At 62.9% G+C, this 25,901-nt stretch carries 29 protein-coding genes; 15 read left to right on the top strand and 14 right to left on the bottom strand.

Going from position 1 to position 25,901, the window contains the following annotated elements; all coding sequences use genetic code 11:
• Position 1: 1 nt before the first annotated feature.
• Entirely contained in the window at positions 2 to 1,246 is a 1,245-nt protein-coding gene (locus BM449_RS12745) for a 5-(carboxyamino)imidazole ribonucleotide synthase (protein ID WP_071801533.1), read from the bottom strand.
• Between the two features lie 83 nt (positions 1,247 to 1,329).
• Positions 1,330 to 2,265: a sugar ABC transporter permease gene (locus BM449_RS12740; RefSeq protein WP_083544678.1), complete on the bottom strand. Its 936-nt coding sequence runs from the start codon at positions 2,263 to 2,265 to the stop codon at positions 1,330 to 1,332.
• Between the two features lie 24 nt (positions 2,266 to 2,289).
• On the opposite strand from BM449_RS12740, the gene recQ reads away from it, so the two are divergent.
• Together recQ and aroB are read left to right on the top strand one after the other, a co-directional pair.
• Positions 2,290 to 4,194, top strand: coding sequence for a DNA helicase RecQ (recQ, locus tag BM449_RS12735; protein ID WP_233830758.1), 1,905 nt, complete (start codon positions 2,290 to 2,292; stop codon positions 4,192 to 4,194).
• Between the two features lie 29 nt (positions 4,195 to 4,223).
• Positions 4,224 to 5,369: a 3-dehydroquinate synthase gene (gene aroB / locus BM449_RS12730; protein ID WP_071801531.1), complete on the top strand. Its 1,146-nt coding sequence runs from the start codon at positions 4,224 to 4,226 to the stop codon at positions 5,367 to 5,369.
• A gap of 26 nt (positions 5,370 to 5,395) precedes the next feature.
• Here aroB and BM449_RS12725 read toward each other — a convergent pair whose 3' ends face one another.
• Positions 5,396 to 6,895 carry a serine hydrolase gene (locus BM449_RS12725; RefSeq protein WP_120352862.1) on the bottom strand — a complete coding sequence of 500 codons (1,500 nt, stop codon included), beginning with the start codon at positions 6,893 to 6,895 and terminating at the stop codon, positions 5,396 to 5,398.
• Between the two features lie 579 nt (positions 6,896 to 7,474).
• Here BM449_RS12725 and BM449_RS12720 point away from each other — a divergent pair.
• Positions 7,475 to 7,882 carry a molecular chaperone DnaJ gene (locus BM449_RS12720; RefSeq protein ID WP_233830755.1) on the top strand — a complete coding sequence of 136 codons (408 nt, stop codon included), beginning with the start codon at positions 7,475 to 7,477 and terminating at the stop codon, positions 7,880 to 7,882.
• Positions 7,883 to 7,903: 21 nt separating this feature from the next.
• On the opposite strand, the gene BM449_RS12715 is transcribed toward BM449_RS12720, so the two are convergent.
• Genes BM449_RS12715 through BM449_RS12705 form a run of 3 tightly spaced genes read right to left on the bottom strand, consistent with a single transcriptional unit; the run spans position 7,904 to position 9,832 of the window.
• Positions 7,904 to 8,452 (bottom strand): DOMON-like domain-containing protein, encoded by a 549-nt coding sequence (locus BM449_RS12715; RefSeq protein ID WP_071801530.1) that lies wholly within the window; start codon positions 8,450 to 8,452, stop codon positions 7,904 to 7,906.
• Positions 8,449 to 9,558 (bottom strand): phosphotransferase, encoded by a 1,110-nt coding sequence (locus BM449_RS12710; protein ID WP_071801529.1) that lies wholly within the window; start codon positions 9,556 to 9,558, stop codon positions 8,449 to 8,451. Before BM449_RS12710 ends, BM449_RS12715 begins: the two co-directional genes overlap by 4 nt.
• Positions 9,551 to 9,832 (bottom strand): hypothetical protein, encoded by a 282-nt coding sequence (locus tag BM449_RS12705; protein ID WP_071801528.1) that lies wholly within the window; start codon positions 9,830 to 9,832, stop codon positions 9,551 to 9,553. The genes BM449_RS12710 and BM449_RS12705 overlap by 8 nt, the downstream gene beginning before the upstream one ends.
• Positions 9,833 to 9,909: 77 nt before the next feature.
• Between BM449_RS12705 and BM449_RS12700 the strand changes: the two genes are divergently transcribed.
• Together BM449_RS12700 and BM449_RS12695 are read left to right on the top strand one after the other, a co-directional pair.
• A complete protein-coding gene (locus BM449_RS12700) occupies positions 9,910 to 10,734 on the top strand; it encodes a dienelactone hydrolase family protein (RefSeq protein ID WP_071801527.1) in 825 nt (274 codons plus the stop codon).
• A gap of 149 nt (positions 10,735 to 10,883) precedes the next feature.
• The gene (locus BM449_RS12695; RefSeq protein WP_233831354.1) at positions 10,884 to 12,494 is read left to right on the top strand and encodes a mechanosensitive ion channel family protein; all 1,611 of its coding nucleotides are present in this window, start codon (positions 10,884 to 10,886) and stop codon (positions 12,492 to 12,494) included.
• A 52-nt stretch (positions 12,495 to 12,546) separates the two neighbouring features.
• Here the strand turns inward: BM449_RS12695 and BM449_RS12690 are convergent, their stop codons facing one another.
• The gene (locus tag BM449_RS12690; RefSeq protein ID WP_071801526.1) at positions 12,547 to 13,353 is read right to left on the bottom strand and encodes a GNAT family N-acetyltransferase; all 807 of its coding nucleotides are present in this window, start codon (positions 13,351 to 13,353) and stop codon (positions 12,547 to 12,549) included.
• Between the two features lie 83 nt (positions 13,354 to 13,436).
• On the opposite strand from BM449_RS12690, the gene BM449_RS12685 reads away from it, so the two are divergent.
• Both BM449_RS12685 and rdgB read left to right on the top strand, forming a co-directional pair.
• On the top strand, positions 13,437 to 13,826 hold the full coding sequence (locus tag BM449_RS12685; RefSeq protein ID WP_145536768.1) for a hypothetical protein: 390 nt from the start codon (positions 13,437 to 13,439) through the stop codon (positions 13,824 to 13,826).
• 14 nt (positions 13,827 to 13,840) lie between these two features.
• A complete protein-coding gene (rdgB, locus tag BM449_RS12680) occupies positions 13,841 to 14,449 on the top strand; it encodes an RdgB/HAM1 family non-canonical purine NTP pyrophosphatase (RefSeq protein ID WP_083544677.1) in 609 nt (202 codons plus the stop codon).
• Here rdgB and BM449_RS12675 read toward each other — a convergent pair.
• Positions 14,439 to 15,089, bottom strand: a complete 651-nt coding sequence (locus BM449_RS12675; protein ID WP_233831351.1) for a BMC domain-containing protein — start codon at positions 15,087 to 15,089, stop codon at positions 14,439 to 14,441. The two genes, rdgB and BM449_RS12675, sit on opposite strands and share 11 nt — an antisense overlap.
• Before the next feature lie 272 nt (positions 15,090 to 15,361).
• On the opposite strand from BM449_RS12675, the gene BM449_RS12670 reads away from it, so the two are divergent.
• The 3 genes from BM449_RS12670 (at position 15,362) to BM449_RS12660 (ending at position 17,096) form a co-directional block, all read left to right on the top strand.
• A complete protein-coding gene (locus BM449_RS12670) occupies positions 15,362 to 15,889 on the top strand; it encodes a hypothetical protein (RefSeq protein ID WP_233830752.1) in 528 nt (175 codons plus the stop codon).
• 257 nt (positions 15,890 to 16,146) lie between these two features.
• Positions 16,147 to 16,599, top strand: a complete 453-nt coding sequence (locus BM449_RS12665; RefSeq protein WP_071801523.1) for a VOC family protein — start codon at positions 16,147 to 16,149, stop codon at positions 16,597 to 16,599.
• A gap of 8 nt (positions 16,600 to 16,607) precedes the next feature.
• Positions 16,608 to 17,096, top strand: a complete 489-nt coding sequence (locus BM449_RS12660) for a cupin domain-containing protein (protein WP_071801522.1) — start codon at positions 16,608 to 16,610, stop codon at positions 17,094 to 17,096.
• Here BM449_RS12660 and BM449_RS12655 read toward each other — a convergent pair.
• The gene (locus BM449_RS12655) at positions 17,075 to 17,671 is read right to left on the bottom strand and encodes a DUF2808 domain-containing protein (protein ID WP_071801521.1); all 597 of its coding nucleotides are present in this window, start codon (positions 17,669 to 17,671) and stop codon (positions 17,075 to 17,077) included. The two genes, BM449_RS12660 and BM449_RS12655, sit on opposite strands and share 22 nt — an antisense overlap.
• 53 nt (positions 17,672 to 17,724) lie before the next feature.
• The gene (locus BM449_RS12650) at positions 17,725 to 18,984 is read right to left on the bottom strand and encodes a glutathione S-transferase family protein (protein ID WP_071801520.1); all 1,260 of its coding nucleotides are present in this window, start codon (positions 18,982 to 18,984) and stop codon (positions 17,725 to 17,727) included.
• 212 nt (positions 18,985 to 19,196) lie between these two features.
• Here BM449_RS12650 and BM449_RS12645 point away from each other — a divergent pair, with 212 nt between their 5' ends.
• From BM449_RS12645 to BM449_RS12635, 3 genes are all read left to right on the top strand, one after another.
• A complete protein-coding gene (locus BM449_RS12645; protein WP_071801519.1) occupies positions 19,197 to 19,715 on the top strand; it encodes a phycocyanin subunit beta in 519 nt (172 codons plus the stop codon).
• Positions 19,716 to 20,189: 474 nt separating this feature from the next.
• Positions 20,190 to 21,119: a hypothetical protein gene (locus BM449_RS12640; protein WP_162922884.1), complete on the top strand. Its 930-nt coding sequence runs from the start codon at positions 20,190 to 20,192 to the stop codon at positions 21,117 to 21,119.
• Positions 21,120 to 21,421: 302 nt separating this feature from the next.
• Positions 21,422 to 21,850 carry a response regulator gene (locus tag BM449_RS12635; RefSeq protein WP_071801517.1) on the top strand — a complete coding sequence of 143 codons (429 nt, stop codon included), beginning with the start codon at positions 21,422 to 21,424 and terminating at the stop codon, positions 21,848 to 21,850.
• Between the two features lie 510 nt (positions 21,851 to 22,360).
• On the opposite strand, the gene BM449_RS12630 is transcribed toward BM449_RS12635, so the two are convergent.
• The 4 genes from BM449_RS12630 to BM449_RS12615 all read right to left on the bottom strand — a co-directional run bounded on the left by BM449_RS12630 (position 22,361) and on the right by BM449_RS12615 (position 23,751).
• The gene (locus tag BM449_RS12630) at positions 22,361 to 22,666 is read right to left on the bottom strand and encodes a metalloregulator ArsR/SmtB family transcription factor (protein ID WP_071801516.1); all 306 of its coding nucleotides are present in this window, start codon (positions 22,664 to 22,666) and stop codon (positions 22,361 to 22,363) included.
• Between the two features lie 208 nt (positions 22,667 to 22,874).
• Positions 22,875 to 23,207, bottom strand: coding sequence for a hypothetical protein (locus BM449_RS15095; RefSeq protein ID WP_162922883.1), 333 nt, complete (start codon positions 23,205 to 23,207; stop codon positions 22,875 to 22,877).
• 47 nt (positions 23,208 to 23,254) lie between these two features.
• Positions 23,255 to 23,437, bottom strand: coding sequence for a hypothetical protein (locus BM449_RS12620; RefSeq protein WP_071801514.1), 183 nt, complete (start codon positions 23,435 to 23,437; stop codon positions 23,255 to 23,257).
• A gap of 107 nt (positions 23,438 to 23,544) precedes the next feature.
• Positions 23,545 to 23,751: a hypothetical protein gene (locus BM449_RS12615; protein WP_071801513.1), complete on the bottom strand. Its 207-nt coding sequence runs from the start codon at positions 23,749 to 23,751 to the stop codon at positions 23,545 to 23,547.
• A gap of 266 nt (positions 23,752 to 24,017) precedes the next feature.
• Here BM449_RS12615 and BM449_RS12610 point away from each other — a divergent pair, with 266 nt between their 5' ends.
• Both BM449_RS12610 and BM449_RS12605 read left to right on the top strand, forming a co-directional pair.
• The gene (locus BM449_RS12610; RefSeq protein ID WP_233830749.1) at positions 24,018 to 25,148 is read left to right on the top strand and encodes a type III polyketide synthase; all 1,131 of its coding nucleotides are present in this window, start codon (positions 24,018 to 24,020) and stop codon (positions 25,146 to 25,148) included.
• Entirely contained in the window at positions 25,145 to 25,894 is a 750-nt protein-coding gene (locus BM449_RS12605; protein ID WP_071801512.1) for a methyltransferase domain-containing protein, read from the top strand. Before BM449_RS12610 ends, BM449_RS12605 begins: the two co-directional genes overlap by 4 nt.
• The last annotated feature ends 7 nt before the right edge of the window (positions 25,895 to 25,901 follow it).

The raw sequence follows: 25,901 nt of genomic DNA, 5'->3' as shown, positions 1-25,901 counted from the left end.
CTTAAGCCTTTTCGCCCGGAAGGGGCCACAACGCCCTGACCTGCTTAAGGCGCCTGGCGGCCTCGGTGGTCCGCTGTGCCGGGTCCGTTTCCTTCAGGGCCAGGGTGATGTGACCCAGCTTCCGGCCCGGGGTCGAACCCGGCTTGCCATACCAATGCAGGCTGGCCCCCGGAAGGGCGGAAAGGGCCTGGCGTTCGCTCTGGTAAGTGCGATCAGAGCTCTCGTAGCCCAGCAAATTGACCATCAGGGCAGCGGGCAGCTTCAGATCGGTGGGGCCAAGGGGCTGACCACAGACAATCCGCACCTGCTGGGCGAACTGGCTGGTGCGTGCCGCTTCGATCGTGTAGTGACCGGAATTATGGGTTCGGGGCGCGAGCTCATTGATCTGCAGCCCGGCCGGTCCGTAGAAAAATTCGATCGAGAGCACGCCGGCGTAATCCAGGGCAGTGAGCAGCGAGACCGCCACGTTGCGGGCCCGGGCCTGCACGGCCTGGCTGATGGCGGCTGGTGCCAGCACCCAATCGCAAATGCGCTGGTGCTGGTGGGTCTCCACCACCGGGAAGCAGGCCACGGTTCCACGGCGATCACGGCAAGCCACGATGGCCAGCTCCTGATCAAAGTCCACAAATTCCTCAAGCAGCCAGTCGGCCGGCTCGACCCGCTGGAGCAGGGCCTTCAGTTCTTCGCTGTTGGTGATCGGCTGGGTGCCGCGTCCGTCGTAACCGCCGGTGGCGGCCTTGGCCATCAACGGGAAATCAAACCCCTCCGGCAGGCGCGGCGAGGGAGGCGGAAGCGGCGGTGAAGAGGGCGGAGCCTGGCCGGAGCGGGGCACAGCCGCCAGGCTGACCTCCTGCGGTTCAGGAGAAACGAGCACCTCCTCCAGGGGAATCCAACGGGGCGACGGCAGGTTGAGGCGGATCAGCAACTGCCGTTGCTCACGCTTCGAGACCAGCGGCCTGAGGGCCTCAAGCCGGGGCACGAAGGCGACGCCATCGGCCTCCAGGGCCGCGAGAAGATCAAGATCCAGCCACTCATTCTCAAAACTGATCGCATCGCTTCGGGCGGCCAGGGTGCGTGTGCCCTCCGGGTCATCAAGGGGGGCCAGCACCGTGCTGGTGGCCAGGCGGGTGGCCGGGTCATCGGCCTTGGGGGTCTGCACGTGCAGCTCCACTCCCAGCGGACGGGCCGCCTCTGCGAGCATCAGGGCCAGCTGGCCACCGCCCACCACACCGATGCGGCCGCTCATGGCCTCATCCCGCCCAGGCTCAACATGGTGTTCTGGCAATCAAGCAGCTTCGCATCCGCTCCATCCTGCTGCCCCGTGCCAGCTCAGGTGAGGCCCCGATCACCAGCTGCCAGGAAGCGCACCAGGCTGAACACCATCACGATCAGGAACAGCGCCAGACCAATGGTGCAGGCATAACTGATCTCCAGCTCGCTGAAGGCCTGGTCGTAGACGTAATAGACCAGGGTTCGAGTCGAGTCGGCCGGGCCACCCTGGGTCATCAGGAACACCTCTTCGAACACCTTGGTGGCGGCAATGGAGGAGATCACCATCACCAAGGTGAGATAGGGCCGCAGCAGCGGCAGGGTGATGTCCGTGTGCCGCCGCCAGCCTTCGCTGCCATCGAGGGCCGCCGCTTCATAGAGCTCAGGCGAGATGCCCTGCAGGCCGGCCAGAAAGATCACCATGTAGTAACCCAGGCCCTTCCAGAGGGTCACCAGGATCACCGAGGGCAGCGCCAGCCATGGGCTGGTGAGAAAACCGATGGGGGTGAAGTCGTTCCCGAGCAGGGCAGCCAGCCAGCCATTGATCAGGCCGTTCTCGGCATAGAGCCAGCGGAAGGCGATCGACGCCACCACGATCGACACCAGCACCGGCGTGTAGAAGGCGGCGCGGAACCAGTGGATCCCCGGCAACTTCCTGTTCACCAGCACCGCCAGGGTGAGCGAGCCGAGCACCACCGGTGGCACCACGCCGATCAGATACAGGAAGGTGGTGCCGAGCACCTGGAAGAAGACCGGATCGCTGAGCAGCCGGCGAACGTTGGCCAGCCCCACGAACCGCAGCGGCTCACTCATGTCGAGGCCGGTTTCGGTGAAGCTGATCAGCAGCGCCATGGCGGCCGGCACCAGCACCGATAACGCCAGCAGCACCAGGGCCGGCAGCAGAAACAGCCAGGCGATGGTCCCCCGCCCCAGGCCCCGCCGCTGGCGAACGGGGAATGATGGGGGGGCGGCTGCGCGCGTTGGAGTGCTTGACATGGAGCCATTGTGCGAGATCCAGGTGTGACGTCCACGCCACAGGCCAACCCGCAGGAAATGCTCCGGCGCGTGTTCGGCTACAACGCCTTTCGCGGCCCGCAGCAGGAGATCGTCGAGCACGTGATCGCTGGCGGATCGGCCCTGGTGCTGATGCCAACGGGAGGCGGAAAATCGCTCTGTTATCAGGTGCCCGCCCTCTGTCTGCCGGGGCTGGCGGTGGTGATCTCACCGTTGATCGCCCTGATGCAAGACCAGGTCGAAGCCCTGCGCCAGGCGGGGGTGCGGGCCGCGGCGCTGCATTCGTCGCTGAATGCTGAAGAGAGTTCAGCGGTGTGGCGAGCCCTGCAGAGCAACGAGCTGGATCTGCTCTACGTCTCACCGGAGCGGCTGGCGGCTGGCGACCTGCTCGATCGCCTCGGCCAACACAAGCTGGCCCTGTTCGCCATCGACGAAGCCCACTGCGTCTCCCAATGGGGCCACGACTTCCGCCCCGACTACCTGCAGCTCAGCGAGCTGGCGGCCCGCTTCCCCGCCGTTCCCCGGCTGGCACTCACCGCCACCGCCGACCCCCGCACCCGCGCAGAGATCGTGACGCGGCTGGGCCTGGAGGCGGGACGGGTGTTCACCGCCAGTTTCGATCGGCCCAACATCCGCTACCTGCTGCGCAACAAGGACGACGCCAAAGCCCAGCTGCTCGCGTTCCTCGGCGACTACCGCGGTGAGGCGGGGATCGTCTACGCCCGCTCGCGCAGCCGGGTGGATCGCTTCGCCACCGAGCTGCGGGCGGCCGGCCACGACGCTGTGGCTTATCACGCCGGGCTGGAGGCGGGGCAACGCGCCGCGGCGCTCGATCGCTTCCGGCGTGAGGCCGGGGTGGTGGTGGTGGCCACGATCGCCTTTGGCATGGGCATCGACAAACCCGATGTGCGCTTCGTCGCCCACGTCGACCTGCCCAAGAGTCTGGAGGCCTACTACCAGGAAACCGGCCGCGCCGGCCGCGACGGACTGCCAGCAGTGGCCTGGATGGTGCATGGGGCAGGCGACGTGCCCCAGCTGCGCCGCTTCATCGACGACTCCGGCGCCGAGCCCGCCCAGAAACGCCTGGAGCACAGCAAGCTCGAAGCGCTGATCGGCTTCACCGAAGCGGCCGGCTGCCGGCGCCAGGTGCTGCTCGCCCACCTCGGCGAAACGCTGGCCCTGCCCTGTGGCAACTGCGACCGTTGCCTGGAACCCCAGGAGCGGCTGGACGCGACCGTGCCAGCCCAGAAAGCCCTCTCGGCCGTGTTCCGCACCGGCCAGCGCTTCGGCGCCGCCCATGTGGTGGATGTGTTGCTCGGTGCCAGCACCGCCCGGCTCCGCTCCCTGGGTCACCAGCAGTTGAGTGTGTACGGAATCGGCAAGGAACTCGACCAGGGCCAGTGGCGCAGCCTGCTGCGCCAGCTCACGGCCGAAGGCTTGCTCGAACCCGTGCCCGATGGCCATGGCGGCCTGCGCTGGGGCCCCGAGGAGTCGGTGCGCGCCCTGCTGCGCGGAGAACGGCGGCTGGAGCTGCCCTTGCCGCCGCCCCGCAAGGAGCGTCGTCGTGCCGCCGCCCGCTCAAGCGATGGGGCCAGCGATCCATCGTTTGCCGGAGCAGGGCCCGGAGCCGGAGCAGGGCCCGGAGCCGAAGCAGGGGCCGGGGCCGATGCCGCTCTGTTGACGGCCCTGAAGGACTGGCGACGCCAGCAGGCGCGGGAGCAGGCCGTGCCGCCCTACGTGGTCTTCCACGACCGCACCCTGGTGGAGATTGCCGCCAGCCAGCCGGCCACCCTCTCAGCGCTGGCGGGAATCAGCGGGATCGGCAGCGCCAAGCTGGAGCGCTACGGGGAGGCGGTGCTGGCCGTTCTGGCCGGCTGGCGGAGCAGCGATGCCGCGCAACCGGGGCCCTAGCCTCGCCTTCACGCCCTGGGTTCGCCGCGATGACCACCACGCTTGCCGGCTGGGCCGTTGAGCCAACGCCCGGCGGTTTCTGCGAAATCCAGGTGGATCTGGCCAGCAACCCCTATGCGGTGGTGATCGGCGCCGGCAGCCTCGGCCAGCTCGGAAGCGAAATGCAGAAGCGGGGTTTCAAGGCCGGCAGCAAGGTGCTGGTGGTGAGCAACCCCGCGGTGGAGGCCCTGTACGCCGAGCCGCTGCTGGCGGGCCTGAATGGAGCGGGATTCGAGACCAGCTTGCTAGCAGTGCCGGCAGGGGAAGACCAGAAAACGCCCGCCACGGTGGCCCTGATCCACGACGCCGCCTTCCAGCGCCGGCTGGAGCGTGGTTCTGTGATCGTGGCCCTCGGCGGCGGGGTGGTGGGCGACATGGCGGGCTTTGCTGCCGCCACCTGGCTGCGGGGTATCGCCGTGGTTCAGGTGCCCACCACGTTGCTGGCGATGGTGGACGCCGCGATCGGTGGCAAGACCGGGGTGAACCACCCCGGTGGCAAGAACCTGATCGGCGCCTTCCACCAGCCCCGCCTGGTGCTAATCGATCCGAGCACCCTGGCCAGCCTGCCGGCCCGGGAATTCCGGGCGGGGATGGCCGAAGTGATCAAGTACGGCGTGATCGGCGATCCCGAGCTGTTCGCCGCCTTGGAGGCGGCCCCCGATCTCTCCAGCCGCGAGGCGGTTGGGCCGCTCTTGCTGGAGACGCTGCTGGAGCGCTCGGCCGCTGCCAAGGCCAGGGTGGTGGCGGCCGATGAACGGGAAGGCGGTCTGCGGGCGATCCTCAACTACGGCCACACCCTGGGCCACGGGGTGGAAACCCTCTGCGGCTATGGAACGTTTCTGCACGGCGAAGCGGTGGCCCTGGGCATGCTGGCCGCCGGCGATCTCGCCGTGGCGATGGGCCTCTGGACAGACCACGACCAGGCCCGCCAGCGTGCTGTGATCGCCAAGGCGGGCCTGCCGTTGCAGCTCCCGAAACTCGATGCCGGCGCGATGCTGGCCACCCTGCAGAGCGACAAGAAGGTGAAAGACGGCCAGCTGCGCTTTGTGCTGCCCACCGGCATCGGCCAGGTGGTGATCCGCAGCGACGTGAGCGCTGCGCACATCCTCCAGTTGCTCAACCGCCCGGAGGCCTGAGCCGCATGGAGGCCTGAAGGCCCCGGTCAGTTCCGCTCGAACAGCCCCTGGCCATTGGTGTGGAGATTGTCGATCCGAACCCGGACGGCCCTGCCATCGGCGCCGGGGCTGAAGACAACGGTGCTGGGACCCCCAGCGTTTTCGCCCTTGGGCTGATAGCTGAAGCTGTCGCCGCTGAGGGGGGTGAGCGCAAAGTTGAGGGGCTGAGGGCCAAGCTGCAACACAAGACCGCCGGCTTCGGCGACAACCGCAATCGGACCGAAAAAGGCATTGGCATAGCGGCCGCTGTAGGCCGAAGCGGGCCGCGGCGGCAGGGGATCAGCAGGCATGACGACTGCGGGATAGTCCTGCGCAAGGATTGTTTTCAAGGCCGGGTTGATCAGGGGGAAATAATCGAGGCGAGGCTGTCCGAGCGTGGCCAGGTCGAGGAAGGTGAGGGCGATGGTTTCGGGCACGCCGATCGGAGCGCTGTTGCTCAGTACGACGATCCCCAGGGATTGCTGCGGCAGCAGGTAGACGGCTGTGGCGGCGCCGAGGTTGAACGCGCCTGAGTGCCCCAGCTGAACCGCTCCTTGATCGGTGGTGCTGATGTTCCAGCCGAGGCCGTAGAGCCCGGCATGGTCGACGGCGGGGTTGGCCGGCGGTTTGCTGATCGACTGGGGCCGGTGGGTTTCAGCCAGGGCGCTGGCTGCAACCAGCTGCCGGCCGTTGACGCGCCCATTGGCCAGCTGCAACCGCAGCCACTGGGCCAGATCACGCACCGAGGCACTGGCACCACCAGCGGGTGCCTGGGCATCGGCGTTGCGCTGGTAGCGGGCCACCCAGCCATCACCTGTGGCGGCGTGGAGGGCGGCTCGGTTGCTGAAAGCCAGCAGGTCGGCATGGCTGGAGCTGCTCCGGGTCATGCCCAGGGGGCGATACAGACGCTGGTTGGCAAGCTCAGCCCAGCTCAGACCTTTACCAACGGCGGCCGCCTCAGCGGCGGCCGTGAATCCGAAGTTGGTGTAGGCGTAGTCGGCGCGGAAGCGGTTGCCGATTGGCAAAAAGCGCAGGCGCTCAAAAATCGTGCCTCGATCAAATCCGATGTCTTCGAGGTGGTCACCGGCGTGGTCGGGCAGGCCACTGCGGTGCGAAAGCAGGTCGCGGAGTGTCACCTTGGCGGCGATGGCCGGCTCACCGATCCGGGCCTGGGGCAACCGCTTCACCACGGCCTCGTCCCAGCTCAGGCCGCCTTCCCCCACCACCGAGGCCACCACGGTGGAAGCCAGGGGCTTGGAGAGTGAAGCCAGCTGAAAAACAGTGTCGGCATCAACGGAGCCGGGCTTGCCGACCTCACGTACGCCGAAGCCCTTGAGATAAACAACGCGATCATCGTGAACCACGGCAATCGCCAAGCCGGGCACGCCGGTCTGGCGCAGCAGATCGGTGGTGAAGCGCTCGAGCTGGGCCAAGGCTGCCTTCAGCCTGGCGGAATCAACCTTGTCTGAGGCCGCCTCCGGGGAGGCCTTCAGAGGGGACGCCGGCATGGAAGCCACAGACCCCAGAGCCGCCACAGAAGGAACCAGCACCGAGGCCGCCGCCAGGCCTATGGCAAGCAGAATCCGCCGGAGGGTGTGCCGGCCGCGCTCGGGCATGATTGGAGCGGATCGGCATTTCACGATGTTGATGCCTTCGGGCAGGGGCTCTGGGTGGTGGTTCACTCGGAGCCTTTCCATTGACAACTTCACTGACAACCTCACTGGCAGCAGCCGAAGGGCTTCAATCCGAGTATCCCTTGTTCTCGCCATGGTTTCCCCGTAATGGTTTCTTTGCCATGGTTTTCTCGCCACGGCGGGTCGGTCGCCAAAAACCTCCAACCTGCTCCATGGGGAGTGATGCTGATTTCGGGAAGTTCAGGCGTCGTTGACCATGGAACGGCCAAGCTGTTCGGCGATAGGCCAGTGGATTGAGCAAACTGTTGAGTGACTGGCCTGTTGTTTGCCCAGACTGTCTGTTGAACCGCGCTGTTCGTTTGACCAGACTGTTGCGTAAGCGAATTGTTGAGCAGCTGAACTGATGGAGCGGCTGAGTTTGTTGAGTCTTCGAATTGCTGAAATCCTGAACTGATGATGCCCCAGGTTCTCTCCAGTAGGCGCGACCAGCTGGTCGCCCAAAAGCCCCAGGTCAAAGCCTCAGGCGCCGATCCATCGCCAGCGTCGACCTTGCCGAATGGCAAAGGCTTCGGCTTCGGCCGCCAGGCCGCTGGGCCCCAGGCCAGCCGTGGCAAGGGGCGCAAACGCAAAGGCAGTGGCCTGGCGGCCGCCGACCGCTCTCCCCTGGGCAAGAGCCCGGATCTTGAAGCCCTGGGCGCGCGCCAGTTGCTCGGGCTGGCCCTGGCCGGTCGCTTGAGCGTTACCGCGGTGACCCGCGCCTGGAAGCAAGCCGCAGCCTCTCACCACCCCGACCGCGGCGGCGAGCACACCACGATGCAGGCCATCAATGGTGCCCGCGATGCCTTGTTGGGACGAAGCTGAGCCTCAAACGCCCGCTCACTCCTACGGAACCTGCAGTTGCAGCAGAAATCCGCGACGGTCGTGAAAATCCGCCTCGGGGCCCGCGTGCGCCAAGGCCCAATAGCTGAGCGTCTCGCCTTTGTGCTCCAGCACTGCGGTGACAGCCATGTCCAAGGCCTGGGCTTCCCCAAACCAGGGGGCCAGATCAAGGCTGAGATCCACGCTTAGCAAGCCAGGCTGACGTTTCACCTCTGAGACAACCGACCGACAACCGGTTTCAGCTTCCAGGCCGGCGCGATAGCCAGCGAGGCGATACACATTCCAGTCGCCTGATGGCGACAGGTTCACTTCCCAGTAAGCCGGTTGGCCTGCGTGGGCGACGAAGGCTTCGAAACAGGTGCTCTGCCACAGCTGATCACGGCGCCGTGGCTGGCCCGCCGGCGGGGGCAGAACCAGCTGATCCATGGGTCCGGCCAGGCGGTAGCGAATCTGCAGCCGTCCGGGGAATCGGCTGATCCAGGCCTCCAGCGAAAAAGCCTCCGCATCAGCGGAGGCCTCAAAAGGATGGAGCGACCGGTGCTGCCGGCTCATCGCAGGCCGTCAATGATCGAGCGGATCGCGGTTTCCTGCTCTTCGATGCTTGCGGTGAGCCTGAACTGAACCAGGGCACGATCCAGATTGTGGCGCGGATAGCGGGTCTTGAAGTAGGTGTTTCCAGCGAGGTAATCGGAGAAGAAGCGCAGGCCGAGCTCCAAGGGGATCAGGCGAATCGCGGCATAGAGATAGTCGTAGTCGGTGGGGGTGAGGAAACTGCCAGCCGCCGCCGCGTAGCCCTGAAGGATCGCGTCACACAACTGGGGGTCAAAGCGCACGGCGGCCCAATCGCTTGTTTCCTCCCCCAGCGGGTTGCAGCAGGAGCGCAGACAATCGCCGATGTCGTAATGCACCAGGCCTGGTTTGACGGTGTCGAGATCGACCAGGGCGATCGCCTCACCACTGGCCACGTCCATGAGCATGTTGTTGATCTTCGGGTCGCCATGGATCGGCCGCAGGGGCAGGTCTCCCCTCGCCTTGGCTTCCTCCAGCACGGCCACACCCCACTCGCGCTCGCCCACGAACGCACGGCAGAAGGCCACATCTGGATCGTCACTGATCGGGCCAGTCCCCAGCACCGCGTGGTACTGCTCCAGGTAGGTGGGGGTGATGTGAAAGCCCACCAGGGTGTCGGCAAGCCCCTCCACAGGCAGGTCGCTGATCAGGGCATGGAACAGGCCCAGGCCATGGCCCACTTCGCGGGCCTGGGCGAGTCCGTCGATGGTTTCAAAGGATTCGGAGTTAGCCACGAAACTGACCAGGCGCCAGAAGGAGCCGTCCGCTTCCAGCCAGGACTGCGTTCCCTGGCGTGCGGGCAGGATCCGCGGCACCTCCCAGCGACGGCCCCTCAAGCCTGGGAACCCCTGCCGCAGGCGGCGCTCCACATGGGCGCTGAACTGGACCAGGTTGCCCATGACCAGCTCTGGCTGGGGGAACACCTGGGTATTGAGCCGTTGCAGCACGAAGCAGGGGGATTCGCTTCCTTCCAGCCTGACCCGATAGGTGTCGTTCACCTGGCCATTGCCAAGCGGTTCGATCGCCGCGACAGGGGCGTCCAGCAGGAATTGGGCGGCAATCTCCGCCAACTGCAGACCCTCAGGCATCTTCGGGGATCAACACGGTGGTGTGCAGGCTGTCGGTGCCGAGGTTGTGGGTGATCACCCACACCTGCAGGTCTTTGGCGACGGTGTAGACGCTGCGTAGCCGCCCTTGCTGGTGGTAGGCGGCACGGACGTTGTCGCGGGCATCACGGGCATCCACTTCACCCCAGTCACCGCGCCGGTGGCGGGCCACCAGACGCTGCAGGGTTTCGGCGTCAACCCACTCCCGCACGACGGGCTCGACATCCACAGGGCCAATCACCAGACGTGCTGCCATCGTCTGAGCGTAAGCAATGCGATTGGCGCCTCTTAGCTTGGCTGCGGCATGATCCTGCCCCTTCAGATTTGAACTCCATGACGATCAGGCGGCGCGATCTGATGCTCGGCAGCCTGGCGGCGGGCTTTGCCCTGGCGGCCGGGCCCGTCGCCGCCAGCAGCTTGAACACCCCAACGGCGGGGCTGATCAGCGGCTTTGTCTCGATTCCGGTGGGCGATCGCACGATCCCTGCCTATCGCGCCATGCCTGGCTCTGGCCGGGGCTTCCCGGTGGTGCTGGTGGTCCAGGAGATCTTCGGGGTGCATGCCCACATCCAGGATGTCTGCCGGCGGTTGGCGCAGCAGGGCTACCTGGCGATTGCCCCCAGCCTGTTCGAGCGGCAAGGCGATGTGTCGGGCCTGCCTGATGTCGCCTCGATTCTGCCGGTCGTGTCGTTGGTGCCCGACGAGCAGGTGCTCGCCGACCTCGATGCCACGGTGGCCTGGGTGGGCGCCGATGCCAGGGCCAACGTCTCCAGGCTGGGGATCACGGGTTTCTGCTGGGGGGGACGCATCACCTGGCTCTATGCCGCCCACAATCCCCGGCTCAGGGCTGGCGTGGCCTGGTATGGCCGCCTGAGCACCCCGGCCACCACCCTGCAGCCGCTGGTGCCGCTGGCGCTGACAAGGCAATTGAAAGCGCCGGTTCTCAGCCTCTACGGCGGCAGCGACGACGGCATTCCGCTTGAGGCCATTGAAGCGATGCAGCAGGCGCTCAAGGCCGCAGGCAGCAGCAGCGTGATCGTGATCTACCCCGACGCGCCCCACGGCTTTCACGCCGATTACCGCCCCACCTATCGCCCCGAAGCGGCGGCCGATGGCTGGCAGCGTCTGCTGGAGTGGTTCAGATCCAACGGCGTCTGAACCGGGCCATAGGGTGGCCGGCACATCACCTTGATCAGGCAGCTCCGATGGCTGGCCCCAATTCGGCTTCCATTCGTGCAATGGAACGGGCCTCCAGGCGGCAACGAAGGGGTTCCCTGAAGCGAACACTTCTGGCCGCCTTGATCAGTGTGGTCCTGATGCTCTGGGGGATAGGGCCATCGTTGGCGGAACCAGAAGCCGGCAATGCGACGGCCGCCAAGCCCTGGTGCGCCAGCACGCCGGAGTGGATCACGCTTGGAGGAAAGCGTGTGGCCGAAGTTCGGGGGGCTCCAGGAACCCAGAACCCCAAAACACTGGCCGAGAACGCCTCAAAACGGCTGACCAACGTTGCTAATAACTTTAATATTGACCCGGACCAGATTAGTATTTATGAAAATCCGCCGTATACGATTATTGGCCTTAAACAAGGCGAAACCCTGGTGGAGGGAATGGCGATCGATGATCGGATCGCCGCCTGTTTCGGTCAACCACGCCAGGCCGTCGCAGCCGATTACCAAAAGAGCTTTCGCCGCGCCATTGTGCGCTACCGCCAGGACAACAATCTGGCCTCTTGGCTAAGGGGAACGGCCCTGGCCTTGCTTGTTCTCGGCATTTACATCTTTTGGCTGCGGTTTCAGCTTCGCCTTAATCGATCGCTGAAGTTCTGGCTGGCGTCCCAGAGGAATAAACAACTGCTGGGCCTGCGCCTTGCCGGCAATCAGGTTCTGGATCCAGGTCAGTCGAGCCAGGTGCTGCAGCTGGCGCGCAGGATTGTCCATTGGGGCCTGCTCTCGCTGATCAGCTATCTGCTGATTCCCCTGCTGCTTGGTTTTTTCCCGCCCACCCAGGCCGTTGCCGAAGGCCTGCGCGGTCAGATCCTCGGCTTCGTGGGTGGATTCATCGCCAACGTGCTCACGGCGATTCCCAACCTGCTCACCGTGGCTGTGATTCTGGTGATCACGGTGCTGGTGATCCAGGGCAGCAATTCCTGGTTTCGGGCCCTCGGACGGGGGAACTTGCGTGTGCCGGGCTTTTATCCGGAATGGGCTCTGCCCACTGCCAGGCTCTTGGGCATTTTCATTACCCTGGTGGGAATCGCTGTGGCCTTTCCCTACCTGCCGGGCTCCGACAGCCGAGCCTTCCAGGGGGCCGGCCTGCTGCTGGGTGTGCTGGCCGCTCTTGGCTCCAGTGCCGTGGCCACCAACATCATCAGCGGCCTGATGTTGATCTATACCCGCGCCTTCCGCGAAGGCGACCGTGTGGAAATCAATGGGGTGGTGGGAGTCGTTCAGGAACGAGCCCTGCTGGTGACCCGCCTGCAGACGCCCCGCAATGAGCTGGTCAGCATCCCGAATGCCACGGTGATCGGCGCTTCGATCGTGAACTTCAGCTTCTCGAGACGGGAGATCCAGCAGCCGGTGGCGCTGGCCACCACGATCACGATCGGCTACGACGTGGCCTGGCGCCAGGTGCAGGCGCTGATGCTGGCAGCCGCCCACAGCGTCGATGGGATCAGCAAGGAGGTGAAGCCCTACGTGCTGCAAACATCCCTGAATGATTTTCACATCAGCTATGAGCTAACCGTGTTCATCAGCGAACCGGGAAGCTATCGCGAGAATCTTTCTGGCCTGCTCGGCGCCCTACAAGATCAATTCGCTGCCGCTGACCTGGAGATTCTCTCGCCCGGTTATCACGCCATTCGCAACGGCAATGCCAGCACGGTGCCGAAGGCGCCGAAGGATGGCGCCGCCATCAGCTAACCGGACCCTCAAGGTCGCAGTGGCGGCCCATCCCAGAAATCAGAACATTGATCTATCTCGAATATTGATCGACCTCTGAACGCACGAAGATCTCTGTGCGGCCGTGGCGGCGAAACCCCATCGCGGCGTAAAGCCCTTCAGCGTTGTCTCCGGCCTGCAACAGGGTGAGGCGTGCGCCGCGGGCTGCACCGGCGGCGATTGCTGCTGCAGTGACGGCCCGAGCCAATCCACACCGCCGCCAAGCCGGCAGGGTTCCCACCCAGAAAATCGCGCCCACTGATCCGACCACCACCGAGGTGGCCACCGCCAACAGCTCTCCGCCGTGGAGAACGCCATAGGTGAGTGGGGAACCGGCCGTGCCGGATCCGAGCAGGGCTGCGGCGGCGCGTGCTCCAAAGGCCTGAGGTGCGCCGGTGCTGACGGAAGCACAGACGGCGTAGGCCTGCCGGAACGACGGGCCGAGCGGCAGCAACTCCGCCCCAGGCAAGGCCGCCGCCAGCCGTTGACCAGGGTTGGGCGTCGTCGCCAGTAACGCGGCCGTCGGTGCCGCCATCAGGGCCGCAGCGGCAACGGGTCGGTAGCCAAGAGCCAGCAGGTGCTGGCCTTGCTCAAGAGGTTGCTGATCAGGCCAACACAGCCAACTGCAGGGCACTCCCCGAGCATGGAAGTGACCGGCGATCTCAGCCAGACTGGCGTAGTTCCAGTCTGGCCCAGCGCTGAGAACCGTGTTGGCGCAGGGATGGGGGATCCCACTGGCGAACCAGCCCGCCTCGCCCTGCTGAAACCAGGAACCATCCGACTCGCCCAGACAAGCGAAGCCATGGCCCATCAACTGCCTGGAGAGCTCAACGAGGGTCATTGGCGAAGGCGGCCGGACTGCCAACTCAACATTCACCCGCCTGGGACGGCGTTGCGCGAGAGTGAGTCACTGCTACCGGAAGCATGGCGCGATTGATGCTGGTCTTGAAGCCCAGCGACCAGACCAGCGGTGACACACTGATCCCCCGCCTGCTACCGGCCCTGGCCTTGCTCGGCACGGAGATCGACAACCAGGGGTCCCACCACCTCAGCGGCGTGGTGAGGGTTCCGCCCCAGGGTTTGGTCATTCAATTGTTCGCCGATGTGCAACCCCAGGCTGATGGCCCCGAACTCGATGTGGTGCTGATGAGCGGCGAGGCCATGACCAAGGGAGCACCCCAAACCCTCCAGGCCCTCGCCAACTTGATCGAGCTGCTGCCGGAGCACGCCGCCGAGCTGGAGCTGACGTTCCGCTCAGACCGGGACGGCCCCCTGCCGCGCCGGGAGCGCACACCCATCCCGGTACGGGGTTGAGACCTGGATCCTTGCTGGAACGCGTGGAGCTCGTGATCGCCAGCGGCAATCCCCACAAGATCGCCGAGATCGCGGCGATGCTTGAGGTGGTCGATCAGCTGAAGCTGCTGTCCCAGCCCGATGGTCTCGACATCGAAGAAACTGGAATCACGTATGCAGAGAATGCCCGCCTGAAGGCCGAAACCGTGGCCAAGATCACTGGCCGCTGGACACTCGCCGATGACTCCGGCCTCTCGGTGGATGCCCTCGGCGGCGCCCCGGGCGTGTATTCGGCCCGTTACGCCGGGAGTGATCCTGAGCGGATCAGCAGGCTGCTTGCTGAACTGGAGGGCAACCCCTACCGCAGTGCCGCGTTCCATTCCGCCTTGGCCCTGGCAGACCCGACCGGAGAGATCGTGCTCGAAAGCGAGGGAGTCTGCCGGGGAGAGGTTCTGGTGGAGCCCGTCGAGGCCGCACGCAGCTATGGCTACAACTCGGTGTTCTACGTGCGAGAAGCCGGCTGCACCTATGCCGAGATGAGCGACCATCAATTGAGCAAGCTGGGCAGCAGGGCCAAGGCGGCCCGGTTGCTCGCACCAGCTCTCCGGGAGCTGCTTGGGATCAAGACGGCCTTCAGCGGTTGATGATCTCGATGGCCCTTAAGGCTGCTGCTGCCGCCTCGTCGACATCCCCTTCACGGCCCGCCAGCGTCAGTCGTCCGTAGGCGCCAACGGCCTTGACATCCACCACAGTGATATTCGACGACTTCTCCGCTTCGTTAGCGGCGATCAACACATAACCGGCCGGTTCTGTTTCAAGAATGAACATGCTCATCCCTGACTGAATCATCGAACCGCGCCGGTTCTGGCGGTTGATCAACACGGCGTGATCAGGCGTGATGGCGCGGATGATTTCTGACCAGGTGACTTCGCATTGGCTGCGGTGCTCAAAGGTGGTTCCCATCGCATCGAGAACCGATTCCCCCGAGAGCAACACACTGCTCTGATCGCGGTGATACAGGGCCAGGGAGCCGAAGGCTCGCTCCACCACCTTTTGACCGAGCCGCACGGTGCTGGCCTTGAGGGCGATGTCGGTCAAGCGGTGCACCGCCATCCCCGGGGCGACCTCCAGCCAAAGACAAGCGTCGCCAGGAATCGGCAAAAAGCCCTGGGAGACAGTGCCCATGTAGGCCGCCAACTGGGGCTGCAGGGAATCCAGGAAGACGTAGGCGCGCAACTCAATGGCTGGCCCCCGCTGAATCCGGGCGCTACGGCTGCCGGTCAGCGGCGTGGAGCCGAATCTTGGGTTGGCGTTCGGCTGGCGTGGATCAATCGGCTGGCGTGGATCAGTCGGCAAGCGAGGATTAAGTGGGTTAATCCTTGGCGAGCGGGGCATCAAACCAGACCTGAAGGAGGGGAGTGTCTTGCCTGCATAGAACAGGTCAATTCCCCAGCGGGACTGGGTTTTCGAGGAATTGAGTCGATCCTACCGTTTGGCTTGCATGGCCCCGTTGTGGCTGCCCAGGCGAGACCACCAAGAGTGCACCATTCGCGCTCATGACCCTTGCGATCCCAGGCAGACCCGATAAGTTCCAGCTCAGGGTCGACGCAACAAAAGCCGTGGTCTCCAAACGCAGTACACCGACAACCGCCGCTGACGCTGTAGCGGCATACAGTGGGGAGCAATCATTTTCTGATTGGATCACCGAAGCGATCGATCAGGGCGTGAAACCGGAGCAGGCCCTGGCCGTTGTGGGTCTGGGCCTGATGCGCGGGATGGGGGGCTCAGGCCTTGCTGAACCCGTTCTCGATGCAGATTTCAGTACGCATGAGGCTCCCCTGTCCGTTCAGGCGATCAAAGCCCGGCTTGAGTCCATTGCCTTGGCGATCGAAACGGGTGCTCCGCTGACCACCCAGGAGGTCACGGTACTGATCGGCGCCAGGCCCGGCAGCGCCAAAGTTCGCCGCGCCGGCGTCGTGGCCGAGCGAATCAGTCGCAATGTCTGGCAACTTCGGCACTCGCGCAACCAGGAGCGCGAAGCGGCGAGCACAGGCTTCAGTGAAGGATTTCGTCGTCGCCTCTGAGTTTTTGTCTGAACGGGCACGCCAGTCTCCGGTCTGATCTGTTGCGTTTGGTGCTGGCTACGGCTGGTCAGCTCTGATCATGGCTATCAAGGAGTCACCGGCGCGCCCTCCACCCCGCCGGCCAAGAGAACGGTCCGGGGCCTTGATGGTCACAACCACTCTCCGGGAAAGCCCCCGCCAGCCGCTCGGGGGCTTTTCTGTGTCCAGCCATGGCTGTTCAACGCGCACCGACACGCTTCCTCCCGCCCCTTGCCTCCATGGCCACCACCACGCAGTTCCATCTCTCTTTTCCGGTGACCGACCTCGACGCCACAGAGCGCTGGTATGTGGATGGACTCGGTTGTCAGCGCGGCCGGCGCAGCCACGAAGCTCTGGTGCTGGGCCTTGGCGGTCACCAGTTGGTGGCCCACCTCGAACCGGCCGCGCTGGCAACCCAGCGCGGCGTTTATCCCAGGCATTTTGGCTTGGTGCTGGCTGAGCCCGAGGAGCTGGCCAACCTGGAGGAACGGGCCAGGGCGCAGGGCCTGCACTTCGGAGCCCAGCCACGGCTGCGTTACCCAGGCTCACCCCTGGAACATCGCAGCTTTTTTCTGATCGACCCTTCCGGCAACTGGTTGGAGTTCAAGCATTACCGCCACCGAGAGGCGATCCTTGGCGCCAGCAATTTCCAGCTGGTGGGTGAAAAAACCGATCCTACCGCAACCGACTGAGCCCGCAGATGGCTGAAACGCAGATCGCTGAAACGCAGATGCAACGGCTGATCGACCGGTTGGGGTTGATGCCCCACCCGGAGGGGGGCTTCTACCGGGAACGGCACCGCTCCAGCCTCAGCGTGCGGCGCGCCGACGGCAGCGAACGTGCGGCCTTCACCGTGATCGACTTCCTGCTGCCAGCCGGTGTAACCAGCCGCTGGCATCGCCTGATTGGGGCGGAGGAAAGCTGGCACCACGCCGGTGGCGCAGCACTGATTCTCTGGCGTGGTGAGGCGAAACTGAAGACTCCATCCACAAGCGAAGCCTTAGCCCTGCGGCTTGGTCCTTTGGACTTGGACCACCCGGATCAATATCCAGTGCAGATCATCGAACCAGGTTGCTGGCAAGCGGCCCGCAGCCTGGGGGACTGGAGCCTGGTGAACTGCTGCGTCGCGCCAGGCTTTGAGTTCACTGACTTCGTATGCCCTGAAGTTCAGAAACGATCCACGTTGTAGATCGCCATCCGCGCAAAACCCACCTGCTGGCCGACCGGATTGGGGCCAGCGGGAAATGCCCGCACCGCGAACTGATAGATCCCCGCAAAGGAGGGATTGTTGAACGGCCTCAGAACCACCGTAACGGTCTGTCCCGGGGAAGGCGGGTTAGGGAAAAGGATGCTGAACTCTCGCCGTTTTTCGTCAAAGCTGGCCTCCACCGCAATGGCAGCCTGTTTACGGCGAGGTTCACCGAGGAAAGCCCGACTCTGGTTCACAGCAAAGGGAAACGTCCAGTCTGATCCTGTGGTCTGCTGAATTTCAACCCGCCCCAGCCCAGCGCCAGCCTGCTCCGGCATCACGATGGTGAAGTAATACTCCGCTCCGTTAGCCATCACGGTGGTGTAGTAATTACGAAACGTCAGGCTCCAGGGCGGAGTCTGGAAATAGGTCATGCCGCGCAGCTCAACGGCCCGCAGCGGCAGCATCAACGAGAGAGCCGCAAGTCCGGCTATCGCCAAGACCCTGGCCTTGGCGATAGCCCGAGCCCGCAGCCTTGGGGACACTGGCTTGAGTTGCAGGGGAGAACGTGTCATCGGAAATCGGCGCGAGCAGCACCGAAGGGCGAATCTGACTTTGATTGAGGCTGTCACCCAGCCGGTGAAGCAGTCGCGAGATCAGTTAAGCGCTTAAAGGCAAGCGGGTCCTGATCACGGCGGTGACGGCTGGGCAGGGGAACCGCGGCAGGGGCTGCGGAATCATGAACACGCGGATCGCTGGCAGCCGTCTGCGTCAGGGCTTGGCGCAGGGCCCGGGCCGCATGCAGGGACATATCTCGGGGAACGCTGATCCGATCGCGCAGGTAGAGCAGTGCAGCCGCCGATCCAGGTGGAGAAGAACAGTGATGGCCCGTGATCATTGTCGAGAGGGCAGAGCGCAGGGCCAGCTCAAAGGGCTCTCCAGCCCAGGGGTTCACGCTCAAAATGGCCTGCCTGTGGCGCAACACGCGCGCCAGAGCTTCGGCCGGCGCATCATCCGAGGCAGGTTGGGATGTCTCAGGATCGTCGGGCATGGCCAAGGGCCAGGGACCTTGGTCGACCCGTTGGCTGCAGGCCTGCTGCGCCGCGCCGCCGCTGGGATAACAGCCGCCCATCTGTGGGGGCAGATCGTGGGCATGGGTATGAAAATCGCTCTGGGTTCCACGATAAGTGGGGCGCTCCTCCATCGCCTCGAACCAAGAGGCGATGGAGGCGTGGCGTTGCCTGAGGGAATAGCCCTTGTAGTAGTAGAGGCTCGCGTTCATCCGCTCGATGTAGGGCGTGAAGATCAGATCGGCCGTGCCAAATCGCTCCAGGAAAAAGGGGCCTGGTGTGGCTTGCAGCACCTCGTCCACCTGCTCGGCGATCCGATCGAACTGCCGCTCGGCAACAGCTTCGTCCCGTTGTTGCCAGTGCGAGACACACAGCCATTGGCACCAGGCCCGGAACAGGGTGCGCTCCAAACGGCGCAAAACAGCCACAGCAGGGGATTTCATCCGATCGCCTAGGGGCCCGAACGTCGCTTCAAGAGCCAGAAGGATGTCATCGCTTTCGGTGATCAGACGGCCATCAAGGGCAAGGGCCGGCAACATGCCGGATGGCACCAATTGTTTGAACCAGCTTTCCTTTTCGCCATAGCAGAACATCGTCACCTTGCCGATGCGGTAGGGAATCCGCATCTCCTCCAACCAAAGCCAGACCTTCTGGCAATAGGGGCACCAGGCGTGGTGATCGCGGTAAAGGACAACCCGCACATCAGCTTCGCTCTGTCCAAACAGACGCAGGCGGGCCTGGGCATTGGTGGGTCCGTTGATCCGGTCCGCTTCAGCCAGCGCCAGGCCCTGCAGCTCTTGCCAACTCAAAGCGGACATGGAGCCTACAGAAACGTCGTCGGACAGGCCTGTGGGCACTTCTGTTGGCACTGCGTTGGATACCGGTTCGGACACGCTGTCAGGAGCCAGGGGATTCCAAACTAGGCAAAGTCCAGGGATGGCAAACAGGGGTCACCATGGGCGAGCAACAGCTCCAGCTCGCGGGCTGTAACGGTAGATACCTAGCTTGGAGGTTCAGTTCAGTCATCTGAATGTTCGACGCTTTCACCAAGGTGATCGCCCAGGCTGATGCCCGCGGCGAATTCCTCAGCTCTGCCCAGATCGATGCCCTCGGGGCAATCGTTTCCGACAGCAACAAGCGGATGGATGCGGTCAACCGCATCACCTCCAACGCTTCCGCTCTCGTCACCAACGCCGCTCGCGAGCTCTTCGCCCAGCAGCCTGCTCTGATCGCTCCCGGTGGCAACGCCTACACCCACCGACGCATGGCCGCCTGCCTGCGTGACATGGAGATCATCCTCCGCTACGTCACCTACGCCGTCTTCACCGGCGACGCTTCCGTACTGGAAGACCGCTGCCTCAACGGCCTGCGCGAAACCTATCTCGCCCTCGGCGTCCCCGGCGCTTCAGTTGCTGAAGGTGTCCGCAAAATGAAGGACGCTGCCCTCGGCCTCGTCAACGACCGCAACGGCATCACACCCGGTGACTGCACCGCACTCGCTTCTGAAATCGGCACCTACTTCGATCGCGCTGCCGCTGCTGTCGGCTGAGCGCAGTCTGGATCGCGCTAACCGCTCCGTAAGGGGCGGTCTTTTTTTATTCCCACAGAACGATTGGCCTCGCTGGCTGAGAACGACTGCAAAAGCGGACATCGTGGAATCCCCGAATCGCTTAGGAAAGGCCTGCAGCCGCTTCCAGCCTTCGCCGGCGGCGCAGAAGCGGGCACCAGACTTTTCACAGTCATCATGGGCTCTACATTTCAGCAGACCAGCAAAGCGCCCGCGAAGGGGGCAAGTGACCCACTACCACACAGGATGAGATGAATAAAAGCACGCTGAGAAGTGCCTTTAGACGCTGAATCGCTCCTCATAAATTGAGGAGCGATTCAGTAGATCGGATCAGAGCGGGGACCTGCTAATTGTAAATAAAATCTTTGAACATCCTCTTGATCATGGAAATACGTGGGAAAATAGATAAATAGCCTGGTAGTTTCAAAACTACAGAAATGAGCAGGCTGCGGATCCGTGCAGATGCAGCCATTTTTTAACCTGCCCGACCATCAGTCAGCCAAGGAAGGTGCATTGCGGAAACATCTCGACAGCAAGATGGTGATGCGCTGGTTGCCCCTCTATGAGCTCTGTCTCTATTCGGGAAGTTGCAACCGGGCGGCAGGGTCATCCTGCTACTCGCAGGCCACCTTGAATCGGGCCCACCGCTCCGTTGTTCAGCTGCTCGAAGAAGCCGAAAGCAAACAGCTTGCGAACCTCCTGGCAACCCTTCGCACAACAGCCCAGCAACTCCGTACCGCCGAGGACGGCTGCCGCCTCGAAGTCGATGATTTCATTCCATCGTTGTTGGTTGGCCATGGTCTCCAAGTCGAGAGCTGGGTCAGGAAAACAGCGGACCTCTCCGCCAGTCTGGTCCTGATCGGAGATGGAATTTGTGATGCCTTCGTTGGATCGCTCTATGAACTTGGAATGGAGGACAACAAGAAACTGCTTGAGTTCCAGGGCAAGCGATATGTGGCCCAAGCGCTGACTCGTGTTCCGCTCTGGGGTGTCGGTCCGGTGGATGTCCCTTTCAACGAAGCAGCGGAGACCAAGATTCTCTCTCTGGAGGGTGGCCTCAGCCATCCCCGCCTGCTGCGTCACCTTGAGAGCCTCGGCTATCGAATCCAGACCACCTCGGCACGTCGGAAGGAACGGCAATATCAGCCCATGGCCCACCTGGTTCACCATCTCAGGCTGCCCCTGCAACCACTGTCCGGGCAGTTCTGTGTGATTGAGCCCAAACCGATCGATCACGATGTGATTGGCCTCGTCTACAGCGCGAGCTATGCCGAAGAACAACCCTATTTTCATTCCTTGATGGAGCAACTCGCCAACCAGTTACGCCAAACACTGGCTGAACAATCTCGTGCAGCCGACATGATCATGAAGCTCAACGGCGGCTGAAGATCCTGCTGGGTTGTGTCGTTCTGCTCCATTCTTCCCCAACCAACCGCTTGGCCTTTCGGCTGGACGAGCCGAATCGCAGATGATCCGTCTTATCCTCCAGACGAGCAGACAGAGTGTGAAGATGCCTAAGGCAACATTCCGTTCAATGCTAAAGGTATCCACCAAATTGGAAACCAATCTTAAGAAGCCAGGCCGGCCTGAAAACTGCTCAGTTTTTGACTAGAGTCAGGCAAAGCAAAGGGAGCACTTGCCATGTTCTTTCTCGCCATGATTGCTAATGCCAAGGTTCTTTCACTGCCGTGAAACCCGATCTTTTGCTGGTTGAGCAGGAAGACCGGCGGCGCAATCAAACGATCCAATTCTTAGAAGAAGGCGGCTGGAATGTGCTGCACACCGACAACATGCTGAACGCCCATCCAATGGCGCTTAGCTTCAAGCCGAGTGTGATCATTATCAGCGACACCAATCCGGATCGAAAAGGCTTAAAAGCCTGTCAGGATATTCGCGCCGATTGCCGTACCGAAACGATTCCCATCCTGATCCTCTCAGACCTCAGCGGGGTGGCAGACAAGCTTCAAGGCTTCCGAGCTGGTGCAGACGATTATATCGCCATACCTTGTGATTTTGAAGAGTTATTTGTCAGGACCAAGGCTCTTTTATTGAATCGACACTTGATCAACACAATGCCATCGACCACCCCATGGGAAGGCCAGCTTCTGGATGTGTAAGCGATTGCCGCTGACGTTGCCTGAACCCAAGCCCAAGCCAGGGTCCCTGACAAAGGCCATCACCAGGCCAAGCGCCTTCCCCTTGCGCAACCTCTCGCAGGGGTGTGCCGACATGGCCTGCATCATCGGTTACATCGATCTGTTCACTCAGTGCCAAACAAGAGCATGCACTTCGCTTGAATAGTGCCAGACCACAACCGCTACAGGATGGCCCCTCTCCGCTTCCTTTTTGAATCCCGGATTTCAGGCAGGATCAGCCTGCCGACCCGCCGCCTCAAGAAGAAAGGGTGCAAGCAGAAGAAATGCTCGAACTGGAAAGGTGGGCAGTGCCGCTGCGGGCGCGACTGATCAGCTTTTTTGATCTCTCGAATGCCTCAGTTGAACTGCCTGATTTGAGCCACCAGACCTGGGTGGGGCTGGAGTCTTTCAAGACCCTCAGCTGCTGTTGGCTCGTCGCGGTTGGTCTTGGTTGAGGCCATTCGCACGGTTTCTGGCACAGAGCGCTTGATATCAAACAATCGAGGCCAAAACCTCAAGCTGTTGGCGGCGCGTGGCTGTCAATAACTTCTCGGCTTGACCCATGAATTTGAAGACCTTTTTGTCCATCACCTCGTAGTAAACAAGGCTGCCAGCCGGACGGCGGGCAACCACCCCGGCAATGTTGAGCAACTTGAGGTGCTTCGAAACCAACGCTTGGCTGAGACCCGTTGCCTCCACCACAGCGGTGACATTGAGAGGCCCAGACCGCAGGGCTTCAAGCACAGCCAGGCGATTCGGTTCAGAAAAAACCTTGAAGTAGTCCGCGAGAGCTTCCATAGGAAAAAACCCTAGCGCGGAATCAACAAACATGATGGTTCGTCAACGCGTTTTCAGGGTTACGAACTATAGCGATAGCGTTGTTTGAAAAGCAAACAGTACATCGACCCGCAGTCAAGGCCATGGCCACGGAGGATTTAAGAACAAGGTGACGCAGCGTCGGATCGCATGGTCACAGGGGAGACTCAGCCGATGACAGCAGCAGAGGTCAAAGCGATGAAACGGCTGGATGGGTTTGCTCAAAGTGGACGGAACGAACCGGAGTGCCGCGTTGGATTTTCGGCTCCAAAGCAGCTATCAGCCGCTGCGTCGAAGAAAAAAGGACCAGATCATCACGACGGGCTGTGGGAGGTGGCAGCGGACGCTTGGCTGGGGGTTCCTTCAGCAAGCCCAGTCCTACGACCAAGATGTTGACGCCAATCATCACGAAGGCAGCGGCACCAACACCCGCCAGGATTCTGAAACCCAGGGGCAGGCCCCTGGGCGCCGGCAAGTCGTCATCGTCGGCAGAGTTTTGATGCGACTGGTGTGTGCCGTTCACGCCTTGCCCTGGCCCTTGGTCTGTCGATGATGACAGGGACAATCAAGTCAAGGCTTGTGAAGGCTGAGCAACTCGGCGCCATAGGCCTCACTGAAGCTGGCCTGCATCTGCCAGAGCTCCAACAAAGACTTCGAGATCCTGCGCAGATCTTCAATGTCCGTGCAGGCGTCGATCGCCCGGCCTTGGGCCTCGACGGCGAACTGACGGCTGAGGGGGAGGGTTTCAGTCATGGGCCTCAGGGATTACTTCGAAATGATACGAAGTTTTGACGGCAACCGCCAGCAGGTTATCCGTACCAGAGCAATGAAAACTTATGGGTGCGATGGTTGCCGGGTTGTCAGGCCGGCATCAGCTCCGCAATCCTGAGTTGATGGAGGGGAACGGAGAACGGAGGTGATCCTTGCCGGGAGAGCGGCCAGCGGCGCAGCCAGCAACGATCGGCATCAGCATCGAGGCTCAGAACTTGGTAGATGGTGTCGCCCTTGCTGGCCAAACGGACAAAGGCTCCTTGCTCAACGGGACCAGCGAGGTGTTCAAGCGTCATGGGGAAGCTCTACAACGAAGACAGGCAGGAATGGAAAGGCTCGACAACAGGCGGACCTGGAGCCGACGCACTTAACGTAACGTTCTAAGTAGGAGTATTGACAAGCATTCACAAGTCAGTCATCTCTTTGCTGAGACCCTGACCAAGCCGGATCAGGCGACTGACGCAGCCCGGTTTGCTTGGGACAGGGTTCTGGCTTGGCCGAGGGAATCGCTCACTGCGGTCAGAATGATGTCCCGCAATGCCAGATCGATTTCCGTGTCAGCTTGAAGCCCACTGTTCTCGAAGCGATCGCGACCGGCAACCCGCCGTACAGGAGGTCGCAGCAGGAGCTTGCCGCCTTCATGGCCCGCATCGAAGGATTGCCCGCAGGACTTGAGGAACGCATCGCCTCCACCTTTCGGCGATCGGGCATCGAGCACCGCTACAGCTGCCTGGAGGATTTTGGCCAGGAGGAGGCGGATCATTTCAACTTTTTTCCAAACAACTGGCAGCTCTCGCCCCTACCGAGCACCGCGAAGCGCAACGGTCTGTACAGCCGCCTGGCGCTGCCTCTGGCCGAAACGGTGGCCCGTGACGCACTGGCGCAGGCGGGCTGCAGCGCCGAGCAGATCACGCACCTGATTGTGGTGAGTTGCACCGGATTCTTCGCTCCAGGCCTCGATATCCAGCTGATACAACGGCTGGGGATTCCGCCCAGCGCAGAGCGCAGCCTGATCGGTTTCATGGGCTGCAATGCGGCCTTCAACGGCCTGAAGCTGGCCGATGCGATCTGCCGCGCCTCCCCGGCAAGCACCCGGGTGCTGATGGTCTGCGTGGAGCTCTGCACCCTGCATATGCAGCGTCCCGACAATGTGGAGAACGTGATCGTCAACGCACTCTTCGGGGATGGGGCGGCCGCTGCCGTTCTCTCTTGCCGGGATCCCAAACGGGGTCAGCTGACCTATCGGGACAGCGCCTGCACGATCGCCGAGCACTCGCTTGAGGCGATGACCTGGGAGATCGGCGACACAGGCTTCCTGATGAAGTTGGCGGCCAGCGTTCCCCAGCGCATCCAGCACGCCCTTCCCGGTTTTCTTAAGCCATGGTTGCAGCGCCATGGGCTCGATGCTTCTGGCATCGACCTCTGGGCTGTCCATCCCGGCGGCCGCCAGATCCTCGATCTGGTGCAACAAGGCCAAGCCCTGCCGACGCAAGCCCTCGCAGCCTCCTACGGGGTGCTGCGCGATTTCGGCAACATGAGCTCACCGACGATCCTGTTCATCTTGAAACATTGGATGGCGTTGCCGCCCCAAAACCCTGCGGCTGTGCCTCACCAGGGGGTTGCCCTGGGGTTCGGGCCTGGCCTCTCGATCGAAGCTGCCCTGTTTCAACACTATGACTCCGAAAGCCGATGACCTCCCCGCCGCCCCTGTTCCCCTCGTTCAAGGTCCGCACCGACCAGGACGAGCTGATGGATGATTTTTCGATCACCGATCAGCGGCTCACCAGTGCGCTCGATCAACTTCGCGTCGTCAATCAGACCCTGGGTGGCTACAGCGCCCCGATGAAGATCCTCAGACCCTTGCTGTTGCAGGCAACAGATCAACCGCTGCGGATCCTCGATCTCGGCACGGGGATCGCCGATTTTCCTGAATATCTCGTGCGTTGGGTCGCTCGGCATGCGCCCGGACGCACCCTCGCGATCGTTGCGGTCGATGCCAATCCGGTCACCGTGGAGTACGCCCGCCAGGCGCTCTCCAGGCGGCTGCCCCCCGATCTGCAGCCCTCCATCAGAGTGGACGTGGCCGATGCCCTGGCGCTGCCTTACCCCGAGCAGTCCTTCGATGTGGTGATCGCTTCGATGTTTCTGCACCACTTCGCCCATGCCAAGGCGGTACAGGTGATGGAGAGCATGGGGCGGCTGGCGCGCCGCGGAATCCTGATCAACGATCTGCAGCGCCACCCCCTGGCCTACGCCGGCATCTATGGGCTCACGCGCCTGCTGCAGGCTTCGGAGATGATGCAGAACGACGGCCCCATCTCAGTTCTGCGGGGTTTCGAGGCCAGGGAACTCCAAGCGATCGCCACAGAAGCCGGGCTCGAGCACGTTTCGATTCAATGGTGCTGGGCTTTTCGCTGGCTACTGAGCACCATCCGCTGAACCGGCG

Source organism: Synechococcus sp. SynAce01, assembly GCF_001885215.1.
Classification (GTDB): Bacteria; Cyanobacteriota; Cyanobacteriia; order PCC-6307; family Cyanobiaceae; genus Regnicoccus; species Regnicoccus frigidus.
This window is presented reverse-complemented; position numbering and strand designations above follow the sequence as displayed.

Bases quoted from the DNA above. Each gene is read 5' to 3' on its own strand.
- BM449_RS12745 (WP_071801533.1), bottom strand. From the start codon at position 1,246: ATGAGCGGCCGCATCGGTGTGGTGGGCGGTGGCCAGCTGGCCCTGATG.
- BM449_RS12740 (WP_083544678.1), bottom strand. From the start codon at position 2,265: ATGTCAAGCACTCCAACGCGCGCAGCCGCCCCCCCATCATTCCCCGTT.
- aroB (WP_071801531.1), top strand. From the start codon at position 4,224: ATGACCACCACGCTTGCCGGCTGGGCCGTTGAGCCAACGCCCGGCGGT.
- BM449_RS12725 (WP_120352862.1), bottom strand. From the start codon at position 6,895: ATGCCGGCGTCCCCTCTGAAGGCCTCCCCGGAGGCGGCCTCAGACAAG.
- BM449_RS12720 (WP_233830755.1), top strand. From the start codon at position 7,475: ATGATGCCCCAGGTTCTCTCCAGTAGGCGCGACCAGCTGGTCGCCCAA.
- BM449_RS12715 (WP_071801530.1), bottom strand. From the start codon at position 8,452: ATGAGCCGGCAGCACCGGTCGCTCCATCCTTTTGAGGCCTCCGCTGAT.
- BM449_RS12710 (WP_071801529.1), bottom strand. From the start codon at position 9,558: ATGCCTGAGGGTCTGCAGTTGGCGGAGATTGCCGCCCAATTCCTGCTG.
- BM449_RS12705 (WP_071801528.1), bottom strand. From the start codon at position 9,832: ATGGCAGCACGTCTGGTGATTGGCCCTGTGGATGTCGAGCCCGTCGTG.
- BM449_RS12700 (WP_071801527.1), top strand. From the start codon at position 9,910: ATGACGATCAGGCGGCGCGATCTGATGCTCGGCAGCCTGGCGGCGGGC.
- BM449_RS12690 (WP_071801526.1), bottom strand. From the start codon at position 13,353: ATGACCCTCGTTGAGCTCTCCAGGCAGTTGATGGGCCATGGCTTCGCT.
- BM449_RS12685 (WP_145536768.1), top strand. From the start codon at position 13,437: ATGGCGCGATTGATGCTGGTCTTGAAGCCCAGCGACCAGACCAGCGGT.
- BM449_RS12670 (WP_233830752.1), top strand. From the start codon at position 15,362: ATGACCCTTGCGATCCCAGGCAGACCCGATAAGTTCCAGCTCAGGGTC.
- BM449_RS12665 (WP_071801523.1), top strand. From the start codon at position 16,147: ATGGCCACCACCACGCAGTTCCATCTCTCTTTTCCGGTGACCGACCTC.
- BM449_RS12660 (WP_071801522.1), top strand. From the start codon at position 16,608: ATGGCTGAAACGCAGATCGCTGAAACGCAGATGCAACGGCTGATCGAC.
- BM449_RS12655 (WP_071801521.1), bottom strand. From the start codon at position 17,671: ATGACACGTTCTCCCCTGCAACTCAAGCCAGTGTCCCCAAGGCTGCGG.
- BM449_RS12650 (WP_071801520.1), bottom strand. From the start codon at position 18,984: ATGTCCGCTTTGAGTTGGCAAGAGCTGCAGGGCCTGGCGCTGGCTGAA.
- BM449_RS12645 (WP_071801519.1), top strand. From the start codon at position 19,197: ATGTTCGACGCTTTCACCAAGGTGATCGCCCAGGCTGATGCCCGCGGC.
- BM449_RS12630 (WP_071801516.1), bottom strand. From the start codon at position 22,666: ATGGAAGCTCTCGCGGACTACTTCAAGGTTTTTTCTGAACCGAATCGC.
- BM449_RS12620 (WP_071801514.1), bottom strand. From the start codon at position 23,437: ATGACTGAAACCCTCCCCCTCAGCCGTCAGTTCGCCGTCGAGGCCCAA.
- BM449_RS12615 (WP_071801513.1), bottom strand. From the start codon at position 23,751: ATGACGCTTGAACACCTCGCTGGTCCCGTTGAGCAAGGAGCCTTTGTC.
- BM449_RS12605 (WP_071801512.1), top strand. From the start codon at position 25,145: ATGACCTCCCCGCCGCCCCTGTTCCCCTCGTTCAAGGTCCGCACCGAC.